We start from the raw sequence: 13,648 nt of genomic DNA, 5'->3' as shown, positions 1-13,648 counted from the left end.
CCTGAAACCCCTCGGGTACGATCGTTGTTATTATAATTATCGAACTTTTTTCTTCATCGGCGCGCCCCGCGCGTCGTTAACGGCGCAACGCCACCTGCGGCATACCGGTGTCGCCGTGCGGGCTGACCAACACCTCCGCCTGATACCAGCGCTGAATCGCTGCCTCGGTCAGCACCTGCGTCGGCGCGCCTTCCTCCACCTTGCGCCCGCCCTGCATCACCACCACCCGGTCGGCCCATAGCGACGCCAGATTGAGATCGTGCAATACGCAGCACACCGCCAGTTTCCCGTCTTCAGTCAGCGATTTCAGCAATCGCAACAGCCGTTGCTGATAGAACAAATCCAGCGCCGAGGTGGGCTCGTCCAGAAACAGCCAGCCTTGCGGGCCGTCGCCCTGCCAGAGCTGGGCCAGCGCCTGCGCCAGCCGGACACGTTGCTGCTCGCCGCCGGACAATTGCGGATACAACCGCTGCCGCAGGTGCCCGCAACCGGTCAGCGCCAGCACCGCGGACACCACGTCCGGCTCCGGCGTATCGCGCCAGGGGGTTCGCCCCATCGCCACCACCTCTTCCACGCGGAACGACGCGGTCAGCGTATTGTCCTGACGCATCACCGCCCGCTGGCGCGCCAGCGCGCCCGGCGACCAGTTAGCCAACGCCCGGCCATCAAGCCGGCATTCTCCCCGCTGCGGGGTCAGATAACCGGTCAGCAGCCGCAACAGGGTGGATTTACCCGCGCCGTTCGGCCCGATCAACGCCACCAGTTCGCCCTGAGCCAGCGTCAACGACACATCGTCAATCAGGGTCCGACCGCCGGCGACCTGATAGCGCAACTGACTCGCCGCCAGTGGCGCAAAACTCGGTTCAGCCATGTTGTCGCCTTAGAATCAACCACAAAAACCACGGGCCGCCGATCAGACAGGTCAGCAACCCCACCGGCATTTCCGCCGGCACCACCAGCGTGCGGGCCAGCGTATCCGCCAGCAACAGCAGCAACGCCCCGCCCAGCGTCGCGCCCGGCAACAACCAGCGGTGATCCGCACCCAGCAGCAGCCGCATCAGGTGCGGCGTGATCAGGCCGACAAAAGCGATGACGCCGCTGACCGACACCGCCGCCGCCACCAGCACCGCGCACAAAATCACTACCCGGCGCCGGGTGCGGCGCACATCCACCCCAAGGTAATGCGCTTCCTCGTCGCCCAGTTGCAGCAGATTGAGCGGCGACGCCAGCCTTTGCAGCCACCACACGCACGGCACCACCAGCGACGCCACCGCCGCCACCGTTACCCACTGCGCCTGCCCCATACTGCCCATGCCCCACAGCGACAGCTGGCGCAGTTGCTGATCGTTGCTGATCCACGCCAGCAGGCCGGTGGCGGCGCTGCCGATGGCGTTGATGGCAATGCCCACCAGCAACAGACGCGACAGGGATCGATCCCCCGACAGGCTGAGGGAGAACAGCAGCAGCATGATCAGCAAACTGCCGACAAAGGCGGCCAGCAACGGCAGGTACAGCGCCAGCAGCGTCGGCAACGCCAGCGGAAACAGTATCGCCAGCGCCACGCCGACGGCCGCCCCGCTGCTGACCCCCAGCAATACCGGGTCCGCCAGCGGATTGCGAAACAGCCCCTGCATCCCGGCGCCGGACAATGCCAGCGCCATCCCCACCAGCAACGCCAGCACCACTCGCGGCAGGCGAATATACAGCCATACCTGCCACGCCATGCTGTCGATCGGACGGGTCATCAACTGCGTCAATGACACCGGCATCGCACCGCTACCGGCGGCGATTAACGCCAGCAGCGCCAGCGCGCCCGCCATCGCCAGCAGCGTCAAACGCGGAGGCAGGCTCACTTCGCCGCATCCACCGCCTGACGCAGGCGCAACAGCGCCGCGGGCGTATCCAGACCAAAGCCCAGCAACGCCATATCATCGACAATCAGTAACCGTTGGTGCTTGCCTGCCGGCGTCAGCGCCAGTCCCGGCAATTTCCACACCGCCGCGCCGCCGCCCAGCGATTTCGCGCCATCGGTGGTGATCACCACCCAGTCCGGCTGGCTCGCTACCACCCCCTCCTGCGACAACGGCTGATAGCGGTTGAAACCCTGCATCGCGTTCTGCAATCCGGCGGCGCGGAACGCGGCGTCCGCCGCGGTGTCCTGTCCGGCCGCCATTGCGCCCATGCCGCTATGACTGAGAATGAACAACATGCGGGCCGACGCCGGTTGCGACGGTATCGCCGCCAGTTGCTGTTTCACCTGTTGCGCCAGCGCTTCGCCGCGCGGCGTCACCCCCAGCGCACCGGCGATCGCCTGAATCTTTTCGCCGATGCCGTCGACCGTTTGCGGCTCCGGCACCGTCACCACGCGCACACCCCGGCTGGCTACCTGTTCCAGCACCGTAGACGGCTGCGCCAGCGCGCTCGCCAGCACCAGCGTCGGTTGCATCGACAGAATGCCTTCCGCGTTTAGCTGGCGCATGTAGCCGACATTCGGCAGTGATGTCACCGCCTCGGGGTGCAGGCTGGTGCTATCGCGCGCCACCACCTTGTCGCCTGCCTGCAGCGCAAACACAATCTGCGTGATATCGCCGCCAATCGTCACTACCCGGTCGGCAGCCAACAGCGATAACGGCAGCCACAGCAACATCAGACACAGCGTTCTCATGCCGCAGCCTCCGGCGTCACCAGCGACATCACCTGCTCGCGCCAGCGCGCCTGCTCCGGTTCCCCTTCCGAACGCTGACCGAATAGCTGGGCGATCGGCGTGCCGTCGGCGGCGAACAGTTCCAGGCTGGTGACAATGCCGTCTTTGGTCGGTTTACGCGTCACCCAGCTCTCTGCGATGGCGTCTTCGACCAGATGCAGCGTGAAGTCACGGTTGAACACATTCAGCCAGTTCTCCATCGGCGTCACTTTTTCAATTACGCCGGTGAAAATCTGCACGCAGCCGCGGTTGCCGACAAAAATCATGATTTCGTTGCCCGCCTGCTGGGCGGCATGCAGTAAGGCGCCGAGCGCCTGATTGTCCACCTGGCAGGCCAGATCGTCGCTGACGGCGCGAAACGCCTGCGGGCGCGTGACATTATGGCGCTTAAGCAACGGGAAGAACTGATGCACGTCGGTCATCGCCCGCCACTCCTGCTCCAGCAGCGCGGCGTCCGGCGCCGCGGCCGGGGCGTCGACCGGCGCAGGTTGCAGCGCCAGCGGCGGGTTATCCGCCAGCGTGAAGCTGTCGATCAGCGCCTGCCAGACGGTCAGTTCCGTGTTGTCGGTGGCATAGACCTTGAGCACCGCGTCGCCGTGGCGATCAAAAAACTGAATGCTGCGGCGCTCGCCGCGCGCGGTCTGTTCCGTCAGCGCAAACGCGCTATCCCACTGCTCGGGAAACAGGCGCAGGTCCAGCCCGCGCGGGTTGAGCACCAGACCGACGTGTTCGCCGATGCGCTGGTTGCGGTAAGCCCCGACCTGCTCATGCACCGCATATTCATTGCGGGTGATGGACTTGGTTTCGCCGACGGATTCCAGCCCGGCCAGCAGCGCGCGCATGTCGCCGGACAGGCGGCGAGCGTCATGCCCGACGCGCAGCGACGTCAGCGCCGCTTCGCTCAGCCCCATCATGCGGGCCAAATCCCGGGCGTACTTGCGCGGATGCTCAACTTTCAGTTGCAGATAGTGTGTGTAGTGGTGATGCATGTGCCAAAACTCCCTCGACAGCGCCGTCCGCTGGCTGCGGTATTGATGTGTGCCACAAAAGTTAATAATAATTATTATCATTACGAAAAAGTGAAAACAAGACACATTCGCAACAACAGCATTACTAAACCATTACACTTTTCAGGGGTAAACCCGCAGTTACGCTACATCGGGATGGGAAATCAGCTGCGGTTTTCAAATTCAGTTTTCATTATTATGGAACAATACCGCTCACATTTATCTTGTCATTTAATTTACCAATGATAATCAATCAATTAAAAATTCACTTGATAACATCGAAATATTATTTCCGCTGATCATTAACAACAGTGAAATTTAAATGGCATCAATTGACAAAATTACCCGTTCCCGGCGTCTATGATAATCACACTCAACAGAGAAACAGTCATCTCGATTTTTTCCACGGCACTTATTCTGTTGGGATAAATATAAATACCTTAACTATACCCAAAATAATTCGAGTTGCAGGACGGCGGCAACCAAGTGAATCCCCAGAAGCTTACTCAAGTAAGTGACTGGGGTGAGCGACAATTGGCGTAAGCCGATTTGAACGCTGCTGGCAGTGGCCCCGAAGGGGCGAGGCCCATGAAATGGGCCGAATAACGCAGCCAACACACCTGCAACTTGAAGTGTGACGGGTATAAAGATGGAGTTAGCTATAATGAACATTATGATCAAAAGCATCGCGGCAGGCGCTATTGCACTGGCCTCATTCAACACGCTGGCCGCACAGGAAATAAACCGTGAACAGGCAGATAGCTATCAGCAAATTGGGGTAATCACCTCAAACAACACGGATTCCCCAATGGACGCGACCCGCGAATTATCACAAGCCGCAGATACCCTGGGCGGAAAATATTTTGTGATTATTTCTATGGATAACGACGATCTGGTTCGCTCCAGCGCCATTGTCTATAAATAGCCACTGACTGAAAAGAAAACAGTCGGATTAATTAGCAATAGGGCCGGCGGGCGGATCTGCCGGCCTGTTTACTGACGCAGCTGACTGGCTGCACACTGTTTAACCCCTTTCACTGTGGCAGATAAAATACAGCCCCACTCCGCACGATCTACCTATTATACGTTGCTCCCGATCATTAAGTTTAAATCAAACCCAAACAAACCCGCGATAAATCGGTATTTGTTATTTTCACTAAATCAATGCTCAACAACATATGGGTTCTGATTTTTCTTTTCTTTGTCCTCTTTATAATCCCCAGCAACAGAAAGTGCGAGGTAAAAGATAAAAATCACCTTGTCTTTCTGCGTGGCAGGGTTTCCGAGCTTGCGTTTTACGGTAATACATCAGTACCGGGCATACGCTCCCCTGTGATTATTTTTACAGCACTATCTCACGGGGAATTAAAATGGAAAAATCATCGTCGCTGTCGCTTTTCTATCAATTATTAAAGGGTAATTTTTTCTCTGAAAAAATCTGGCGTAAGACCGATATAAAAGCCAAATTTTTATTACGCTCATTATTAATGCCGTCAATTACCTTACGTTATCTGAAGAATATTATTGAGATTCCCGCCATGCAAAAAGCGGTGAAAATCCGGCCGATGCTGCCGACCAAGATTCACCGCCCTTATCTGTCCGCCACGCTGCATGCCGCCGAGCGCGCCGACGCCATCTGTACCCATTACACTTTCGTGGATCAGTTGGCTAACCCGTTTCTGAAGCAGGCGTTTCTCAGTCTGGATGATTATTGTCTGGCGCGTTTTTCCGGCAAGAACGGCGAAAGTTTTTCACTGATTTGCAGCACCTCACGCTACGACAAAGAGGGCGAGGCTACGCTGCGCATCCGTTTCAACGATGTGGTGCTGGCGTCACTGACATTCTCGGTAATGCGCGACCAGAATCAGCTCGCCATCATGATTGGCGGTTTGCAGGGAAAAGGCCGCGACCAGACCCGTGAACTGACCAAAGACGCATCGAAAGCCTGCTTTGGGCTGTTTCCCAAACGCCTGTTGCTGGAGTGCCTGCTGACCCTCGCCGGTCTCACCGGCATTCATCGCATTCTGGCGGTAGGCGATGAAAACCATGTTTATCAGTGCCTGCGCTACTGCTACCGTAAAAATAAGGTGCGGTTTTCCAGTTACAGCGAGTTCTGGCAGTCAATCAACGCAGACAGAAACGCGACGGGGTTGTACCAACTTCCGCAGATCATTACACGCAAAACGCTGGATGAATTGCCAAGCCGAAAACGAGCCCAGTACCAGCGCCGTTATCAGTTGCTCGACGACATCAACGCCCAGATCAGGCTCACTCTGGGGCACAGCGCCTCATCCGACACGCTGCATCGCATCGCCAGTTAGCATACGCCGACACCGGGGAAAACGGCGTTCCCCGGTACGTCATCCCCCATTACGCAAACCCGCCGTTGCTGCGGACCACCTGACCATTGATCCAGCCCCCTTCCGGCCCGACCAGAAAAGCCACCACGTTGGCGATATCGTCCGGCTCACCCAGCCTTTCCAGCGGCGTCATGGCGGTAATGGCGGCCACCTGCGCATCGGTCTTACCGTTAAAAAACAGTTCGGTCGCCACCGGCCCCGGCGCTACGGCGTTTACCGTTACCTCGCGGCCGCGCAGTTCGTTCGCCAGCACCCGCACCAGCCCCTCGACTCCGGCTTTGGAAGCGATATAGGGGCCATAACCGGGCAGCGACCGGGCGATCACGCTGGTGGACAGCGCAATAATCCGTCCGCCGTTTTCCACCTGCCGGGCCGCTTCGCCCAGCACAATGAATGCACCGCGCAGATTGGTCGCCATCATGTTGTCGAACTGCGCCAGATCGCCATCGGCAATCGACGTGTTCGCCATCACCCCGGCGCTGTTGATCACGGCGTCGATACGCCCGAATTGCGCTTTCGTCTGCTGAAACAGCGCCGCCACCTGCTCGGGCGCGTCCACCTGCGCCTGAATCGCCAGCGCGACGCCGCCGTCCGCGCGAATCCGGCTCACCACGTCGCTCGCCTGTTGCTGCTGCCGGGCATAATTCACCACCACCCGCCATCCCTGCTGCGCCAGTTTCAGCGCAATCGCCCTGCCGATGCCCCGCGACGCACCGGTGACAATCGCCACGCGGGCATTCTGTACGCTGTCTTGTGTGTTGTGCTGCTGCATACGGTCTCCTGTTATTCCGGGATGAAAATGACTCCGGAATGAAAATTGTTCCGGGATGAAAACGATCGGGTTCGCCGCGACGTTAACACGGCGAAGCGGCCATCGCCTGCGTGGCAGATCCTGCCCGGATAGCGGCATGAGATAAAGGTGGATAAATGGATATGATTATTCCATTTTTACCGACAGTAATGCCGACACAGACAGTCTGCCGCTCAACCGTGCGGCGGATAGCGGTGAACCAACGAAAACGCCGCGTTCACGCTGGTGGGAAGATAATCGCAGGCGATCGTGTCGGGCTGCAACACCGCCTGCCTGATAACCTGTTCGGTCGATGCGGCGATATGACGCTGCCACCCTTGCCGGTCGAGTATGGCAAACCCCAACGCGCAGGAGGATCCGCCTGACAGGCTGTCGATCACCACCAGTTGACTGTGCTGCGCATTTTCTCCGATGTATCGCGACAGCGCCGCTGCGCCAAAAATGCGGACCGTTTCCCACGCAGGCAGGCTTACCGCATCCTCCAGCAACCCGGATTGCGACAGGGCGCTCGCCGACACCAGCATCAACGAGGGCTGATGGCGAATGAAAGTACAGGCAATCCGGCCCAGGCCGGGGATCGTCAGCCATTCAAAAGGATGACCGGTAATCAGTAAGGGGTGTGCTGATGGCGCCACTGACAGTCTCTTCGTATTTCGCTGGATGTTCAGGATTTACTCATATTGCATTTTATTATTAAAAAATACAATCTATGAAATGGCATCCCCGCTTCTTATGCCAACAGATCAACCGGATTAACACCCGAAGTGACTTTTAGTAAAATAAAGAACAATTGGCCGGCAGCACTGCCAGCCCGGTCGGTAACAGGTATAATCAGCGGTTATTTATTCTGGCTGGCAAGGAATCATGACGACCCTCACCCCTTTGCAGGCGCGCATCGTGCGCGATGTCATCAGTTATGTCAGACGCGAGCAACTCGCGGTGGGCCATCATCTGGTCGAGTCGGCGCTGGCGCAGGCGCTCAACACGTCGCGCACGCCGGTAAAACAGGCGATGCAGTACCTGATGGACAAAGGCATGGTGACCTATGACCGCAATCGCGGTTTTTTTCTGGCGCAACACGCCTCGCAATTGGGCAATCTGGTCGCCGAAGTGCTGGAGCAGGCGGAAGACCCGCTCTATCGCCAGTTAGCGGAACGCCGCATTACCCGCCAGTTGCCGGAACAATTTTCAGAAATGGAGCTGATGCTCGAATTCAGCGTTACCCGCCCGGTGCTACGCAAAGTATTGCTGCGCTGTCAGCAGGAAGGCTGGCTGGAGCACATGGCTGGTCAGGGCTGGCGCACGCTGCCGCTGATCGATTCGGTAGAAGCTTATGAGGAAAGCTACGCGCTGCGCGCCATTATCGAGCCAGCCGGACTGCTGTCGGCGACGTTTCATATTGACCCGCAGGTGCTGGCGCACTGCCGGAAGCAGCAGGAACACCTGGCCGAAGACGGTTACCTGACCATGACGGCGATGGAGATGTTTGATACCAGTTCCGGATTTCATGACACGCTGGCCGTCTGTTCCGGCAATCGTTTTCTGCTGCAAACCGTCCGTCATCTGGCCCGGCTGCGGCGGCTGGTGGAGTACCGCAAGGAGAGGTTTCGCCCACAGCGAAAACATCAGGCGGAAGAACATCTGCAAATCATTCGCTATCTGGAGCAAGGCGATCGGCTGAGCGCCGCCGATTTCATGCGTACGCATCTGGAAAAAGCGCGATGCCAGGCGGTCAACCCGGCGTTGTTCACGCCGCTTTAGCGGCTAAACCGTTCAGACGCAGACCGTGCAACCGCGACCGTTGTCTTTGGCCTGATACAACGCGGTATCCGCAGCTTTCAGCCAGACCTGATAGTCCTCCAGACCGGGGTGAAACTGCACCAGCCCAACGCTGATTCCCACCCGCAGCGTCGGCGCCTGATGCAGTTGCACGCTGTCCAGATACTCGCGCAACCGCTGGACGATACGCTCCGCCTCGACAGCCGGCGTCTGCGGCAGCACCACGCCGAATTCGTCGCCGCCAAAACGGCCGGTAATGTCGAATTGCCGCAAGGTTGATTTGATGCCGCCGCTCAGCAAGAGAATCACATCATCGCCCACGTGGTGCCCGAAGCTGTCGTTGATGCGCTTGAAATGATCGATATCCAGCAACGCCAGCGTCGCCACCTGCTGGTGGCGCAAACACAGTTCAAACTCATTTTTCAACAACTGCTCCCAGTAATGCCGGTTGTACAACCGGGTCATACCGTCGTGGATACTGATTTCCCGCAGTTGACGCTTGTGCTCCGCCAGTTTGATCGCGGTGCGATAGGTGACCAGCCCTACCGATATGGGATAGATGAATAGCATCGGCAGGCAGAAATAGATCTGCACAGGCGTGGTGGCAAAGGCGATCGTTCGGCCTGCCAGCCAGATAACAGCCAGCGCGCCGGTCAGTTGCACAACCAGCCCTTGCAAAAACAGCCGCAAACCGCCGGCCGCGATATTGTTCATGCCCATCATCGACATGATCAGCACCGACGGCAGTGAATTCAGCCCCATCATGCCAATCCAGACACCGCCCAGCCAGGCGTCAAACCGCAGATTGCCATACTCGAACCGCATCGGATCGCGGGCGCGCCGCGCCAGCAACAGCGCAAGATGCGGCCAAAGAAAACCGTTAAAAAACAATATCCCCCAGACCCACACAGGCTCTGTCTGGTCATACAGCACCGCGGCGACATAAAAAAAGCCCAGCCCCAGACCAATCATTCGGGGGATATAGACGCGTCTGGCAAACGCCAGACCGGAGCGACGACGATCACCGTCAGCCGGTGCCGCAACGAGTGTTGAATACATTCCACTCTCCTTCTTATATCCGTCACACTTCAAACCGCAAGTACGTTGGCTGCGTCTCGGCCCATTCGCCCTTGCGGGGCGGCTACCGACAGCGTTCAAATCGGCTTACATCGATTTGTCACGTCCCCAGCCACTCGCCTGAGCAAACGGCTGGGGATTCACCGTATCGCCGCCTCCTGCAACCCCAATTATTCAGGGTATATAATCCTTATGACGGGGAACTTGCAGTCATTATTCCAAATTCCAGCTCAAATCACTTCAGTAAGATATGGTTTTTATTAAGAACCTATCCCGGCAGGCGTAACTGGCGCAGCGAGTAAACCCGTGCGTTACAGACAAGCGAGGCGTTCAGACACTGCCCGGCAGGCAAAATAGCCCTGCTGCATCGTATTGAATTCTGGCTTAACACTGAGGGATAAAGGCCGTTATCAGCATGAAAAACGGTTGGGGGATCGCGTTCAGAGGAAAAGAACGTCAGGGGGAAAGCACGCGGGAATGAGAAAATGGCGAGGTGAAAAACCAACGCCGGTCAGCAAAAGCAATGCGGCCGGCCCACAGGGGGGAAGGCCGGCCGCGTTACGCATCAGGGATGACCCGGTCCGTTGGCGGGCTGGTAATGGAATCCGCCCGGCCCACCGCCGCCGGGGCCGCCATGACCGCCGCCCGGACCGCCCCACGGGGGAGGGAAAATACAACCGCTCAGGGTGGCGATCAATGCCAGTAAACCGACCATTTTGACTACGTTTTTCATGATTCACCTCAGTTTCAACGGGTGCATCATAAGAAACCGGCCGGCAGGCAACAAGTCGCTGATTCTTAAAAATCCTCTTATTTACAGTCATTTATACTGATTACGAACCACTTTCGTAAAACGATCGCATTCCTTACACTCCGCCCGGCGATCAGCAACTGACCAGCTTCAGTTCACGCATATCCAGATAGTCGCCGACGCTGGCGGAGGAGAGATTGAACGACAGCGCCAACAGCCAGGCGCTGCGCGGAATTTTCCAGATGGTGCCCGAGTTGCCCTTCTGCAATCGATCGCTGCTCTGAATGTAATCCTTGCCGTCGCGGGTCAGGTCCATCATCACCGGTCCGGGGCCGTTTTCGCCGTAGCCATGAAGCTTTTTGGTAATCGCCACCTTGCCGGCGACGGAAGTTTGCGCCTGCCAGGTCAGCCCGATTTGATCGTGCCCATTGATCGGTATCAGAAACTGCACCTGCACGTTATCGCTCTCGGCGATTTTCACAAACCGCCCGTTATCTTCTTTGATGTGCGCCGGGTCGTAACGACAGGCGCAACCGCCCGCGCCGGGGTAAACCAGCGTGCTGCCGCTGTCGTTCAGGGCGATCAGTTCCGCCATCTGATTGGTAAAGATCAGGTTATTTTTCCAGCAGGGACGGTTGGAGATCACGCAGGAAGTGACATTGATGCCATCGGTGGCAAAGCGAACATTGGCCAGCGTAGTCTGGTAATCAAACGCCTGATCGAAAATGAGGTAGGGTTGCTCCGGATTCTGACGCACAAAAATCGCCCCGCCGTTGAACACAAAGCTAGCGTTCTTTTTCCTCAGCACCACCGCGGGCTGCTTTCGCCTCACGTACTCGAAGTGGCCGTTGATCTCCACATGCCCTTCGTTAATCAACGCGATCCCCTCGCAGTAATCAAAGCTGCCCGCCTGCCAGTACACCACGCCGTCCGGATTATCGATTTCAAAAGCGTACCCGCCGTTTTGCCAGATACAGCCAATGAAGGTGAAGCGCTCGTAGGAATCCGGCTGACGGGTCAGATACAACAGGCGATCGCAGTTATTGAATCCGCAGGAGAACCAGTTCCAGCCCCAGCCGCCCGCGCCGTTGGAAAAGACTTTTCTGAACCCGGTAAAACGGCAGGAATAAATGCTCAACAGGCAGGACGCATTGCGGTTGGAATTGTTCTCCGGGTTATACGCAAAAAACAGATCTAACGTTCTCTTTTCAGAAATAAAATGCACGCCGGAAAAAAAACTGTCCACGATATTACTGTAGGCGGCATCCACGTCCGGGTTTCCGGTAACCACCACCGCATATTTATCGAAATTACCATTTTTGGTAAAAATAATTGTCAGTGGGCCATGAATAGAAACTTTCGATGCATCTATTTTTATTGTGGAAGAGACCTGCACCACGCCCTGTAACATTAACCTGACCTTTTGCTGGGCATTCGATAAAGATTGTGACTGTTCCAGCATATCATTAAGAAGTGTCTGAAAAGGCCCGGTGGAATCTTTCTTTCCGGAAAAATCAATATTGTAACGGGTGAGATCATTGGTAAATGCAACCGCATTATTCTCCTGCGATGCCGACGCCGTAGAGGTCACCGCCAGCGATGCCAGACTGCCGGCCAGGAAATCTCTTCTATTCATAACAATCTCTCCGATATCAATAAATTCAATGTGTTAAAAATCGAAATTCACATAATGGAAGATAATGCGTTGATAACAGGCAGGGTAAACAATAGCGCCGATAAATGTCATAAATTTTCTGCAAAAATAATTAAAGATTTAATTCAATCTGATTTATCATCACTAAAAATACACTTCAACTGAGTATGGGAGTTGAAAATTGAAAGCAACCATAAAACATAATTCTCTTTATTGGGCAATGCTTTGCATTTTCCTGATACCACAGTTTGTGTTTGTATTTCTCCAGCAATCCTCGCTGGCGCCCGGCATGATGGTAGCCATCACAGCCATCTATATTTATGGCTTACGCTGTATGAAGAAATTAGCCTTTTCCAGTGGAAAAATCTTACTTTTTTCGATAGCGGTATTTATATTAATGGCGCAGTCCGGTTATATCGCCGCCTTCTATGACAATTACAAACCACTCTTCACGTTACCGGCGCTGATTATTATTTTTCTTGGCGCCACGCTATTTTCCAACCGTCTGTTGACCGTCCCGCCCGCCACCCTTGCTTCCGTTTTCCGGGCCGTCACCTATACCCTGCTGCTGCTCGGCTGGATCTCGGTCATCCATCGCATTGATATCGGCAGTTACGCTGCGAAACCCAAGGCGGTGTTTCCTTTTTCCGAAGAGAGTCATTACGCCCTGACGGTCGGTATCTTTGTCTGCGCCAGCGGCATTCTGATGAAAAACCGGGAACGCGTGGTGCTGCTGGCGAACCTGCTGTTGCAGGCGTTGATTTTCCCCAGCCTGACGCTGCTGGTGTTCTGCATGATGGCGATTTTCATCTTCTGGATGGCGCGGCGCATTACCCTGATGCTGACGATCATCGTGGTGCTGGTTGCGGCGGTGTATTTCATGCTGACCTACTTTTCCGACCTGCCGGCCATCGCCTACTTCGGCTCGCGCCTGACCATCAGCGACGATACCGACAACCTCACGACGCTGGTATTCCTGCAAGGGCTGGATGACGCCAAAAACGCGCTGCTGGAAAGCCACGGCCTTGGCCTGGGGCTGCAAATGGCCGGCACCAATGGGGTCGGCCAATACGGCTATGTCATCCAGTCGCTCGCCGGCAGCGACTTCAACCGTAACGACGGCGGCTTCCTGGCCTCGAAAATCGTCAGCGAATTCGGCGCCGTCGGTCTGCTGATCAGTATCGGCTACATGCTGATCCTGAAAAAAGCCGTCAACACCATCAACCGCATCCGCGATAACACCGATATGGAATCAACGCTGCTGAAAATCGCCATGGCGGTGGTGATCGCCTACGCGGTCGAGTTTTTCCTGCGCGGCTATGGTTACTTTTCACCCGGGCTGTTTCTGTTTGTCACCATGATGATGGTCAGTAGCAAGCTACATCGCCAGCGGACCAGAGCGGTACGCCCGCTGCCTTCCCCCTCGTCACTACAGCCTCAACTCTGATACTGGCGGCGCCTCCCGTTTTCCGGAAGGCGCTGCACATTGACCGGGTGATTCGATT

13 protein-coding genes are annotated in these 13,648 nt (G+C 56.5%); 4 read left to right on the top strand and 9 right to left on the bottom strand.

The window, feature by feature from the left end; all coding sequences use genetic code 11:
• Positions 1 to 76: 76 nt before the first annotated feature.
• The 4 genes from CVE23_RS07315 to CVE23_RS07300 are packed head-to-tail and all read right to left on the bottom strand — an operon-like array spanning position 77 to position 3,693.
• Positions 77 to 871, bottom strand: coding sequence for a heme ABC transporter ATP-binding protein (locus CVE23_RS07315; protein WP_100849186.1), 795 nt, complete (start codon positions 869 to 871; stop codon positions 77 to 79).
• Positions 864 to 1,820 carry a FecCD family ABC transporter permease gene (locus CVE23_RS07310; protein WP_049842380.1) on the bottom strand — a complete coding sequence of 319 codons (957 nt, stop codon included), beginning with the start codon at positions 1,818 to 1,820 and terminating at the stop codon, positions 864 to 866. Before CVE23_RS07310 ends, CVE23_RS07315 begins: the two co-directional genes overlap by 8 nt.
• A gap of 29 nt (positions 1,821 to 1,849) precedes the next feature.
• Positions 1,850 to 2,665 carry a heme/hemin ABC transporter substrate-binding protein gene (locus tag CVE23_RS07305; protein WP_100849185.1) on the bottom strand — a complete coding sequence of 272 codons (816 nt, stop codon included), beginning with the start codon at positions 2,663 to 2,665 and terminating at the stop codon, positions 1,850 to 1,852.
• The gene (locus CVE23_RS07300; RefSeq protein ID WP_100849184.1) at positions 2,662 to 3,693 is read right to left on the bottom strand and encodes a hemin-degrading factor; all 1,032 of its coding nucleotides are present in this window, start codon (positions 3,691 to 3,693) and stop codon (positions 2,662 to 2,664) included. Before CVE23_RS07300 ends, CVE23_RS07305 begins: the two co-directional genes overlap by 4 nt.
• A gap of 682 nt (positions 3,694 to 4,375) precedes the next feature.
• Between CVE23_RS07300 and CVE23_RS07295 the strand changes: the two genes are divergently transcribed.
• The gene (locus tag CVE23_RS07295) at positions 4,376 to 4,636 is read left to right on the top strand and encodes a YdgH/BhsA/McbA family protein (RefSeq protein ID WP_100849183.1); all 261 of its coding nucleotides are present in this window, start codon (positions 4,376 to 4,378) and stop codon (positions 4,634 to 4,636) included.
• 445 nt (positions 4,637 to 5,081) lie between these two features.
• Positions 5,082 to 6,032, top strand: coding sequence for a VirK/YbjX family protein (locus CVE23_RS07290; protein WP_038918384.1), 951 nt, complete (start codon positions 5,082 to 5,084; stop codon positions 6,030 to 6,032).
• A gap of 49 nt (positions 6,033 to 6,081) precedes the next feature.
• Here CVE23_RS07290 and CVE23_RS07285 read toward each other — a convergent pair whose 3' ends face one another.
• Positions 6,082 to 6,843, bottom strand: a complete 762-nt coding sequence (locus CVE23_RS07285; protein WP_049854136.1) for an SDR family oxidoreductase — start codon at positions 6,841 to 6,843, stop codon at positions 6,082 to 6,084.
• A gap of 212 nt (positions 6,844 to 7,055) precedes the next feature.
• Positions 7,056 to 7,517, bottom strand: a complete 462-nt coding sequence (locus CVE23_RS07280; RefSeq protein WP_049854135.1) for a 2-methylaconitate cis-trans isomerase PrpF family protein — start codon at positions 7,515 to 7,517, stop codon at positions 7,056 to 7,058.
• A 229-nt stretch (positions 7,518 to 7,746) separates the two neighbouring features.
• Here CVE23_RS07280 and CVE23_RS07275 point away from each other — a divergent pair, with 229 nt between their 5' ends.
• Positions 7,747 to 8,643 carry a GntR family transcriptional regulator gene (locus tag CVE23_RS07275; RefSeq protein ID WP_100849182.1) on the top strand — a complete coding sequence of 299 codons (897 nt, stop codon included), beginning with the start codon at positions 7,747 to 7,749 and terminating at the stop codon, positions 8,641 to 8,643.
• 12 nt (positions 8,644 to 8,655) lie between these two features.
• On the opposite strand, the gene CVE23_RS07270 is transcribed toward CVE23_RS07275, so the two are convergent.
• The 3 genes from CVE23_RS07270 to CVE23_RS07265 all read right to left on the bottom strand — a co-directional run bounded on the left by CVE23_RS07270 (position 8,656) and on the right by CVE23_RS07265 (position 12,125).
• Entirely contained in the window at positions 8,656 to 9,720 is a 1,065-nt protein-coding gene (locus CVE23_RS07270) for a diguanylate cyclase (RefSeq protein ID WP_100849181.1), read from the bottom strand.
• A 583-nt stretch (positions 9,721 to 10,303) separates the two neighbouring features.
• Positions 10,304 to 10,471: a hypothetical protein gene (locus tag CVE23_RS22870; protein WP_162942913.1), complete on the bottom strand. Its 168-nt coding sequence runs from the start codon at positions 10,469 to 10,471 to the stop codon at positions 10,304 to 10,306.
• Positions 10,472 to 10,622: 151 nt separating this feature from the next.
• On the bottom strand, positions 10,623 to 12,125 hold the full coding sequence (locus CVE23_RS07265; protein ID WP_038918377.1) for a hypothetical protein: 1,503 nt from the start codon (positions 12,123 to 12,125) through the stop codon (positions 10,623 to 10,625).
• A 415-nt stretch (positions 12,126 to 12,540) separates the two neighbouring features.
• On the opposite strand from CVE23_RS07265, the gene CVE23_RS07260 reads away from it, so the two are divergent.
• The gene (locus CVE23_RS07260) at positions 12,541 to 13,590 is read left to right on the top strand and encodes a hypothetical protein (RefSeq protein ID WP_225622647.1); all 1,050 of its coding nucleotides are present in this window, start codon (positions 12,541 to 12,543) and stop codon (positions 13,588 to 13,590) included.
• The last annotated feature ends 58 nt before the right edge of the window (positions 13,591 to 13,648 follow it).

The organism is Dickeya fangzhongdai (assembly GCF_002812485.1).
GTDB lineage: Bacteria > Pseudomonadota > Gammaproteobacteria > Enterobacterales > Enterobacteriaceae > Dickeya > Dickeya fangzhongdai.
Note: the sequence above shows the minus strand (reverse complement) of the source record. Positions and strands in the feature narration are given on the sequence as shown.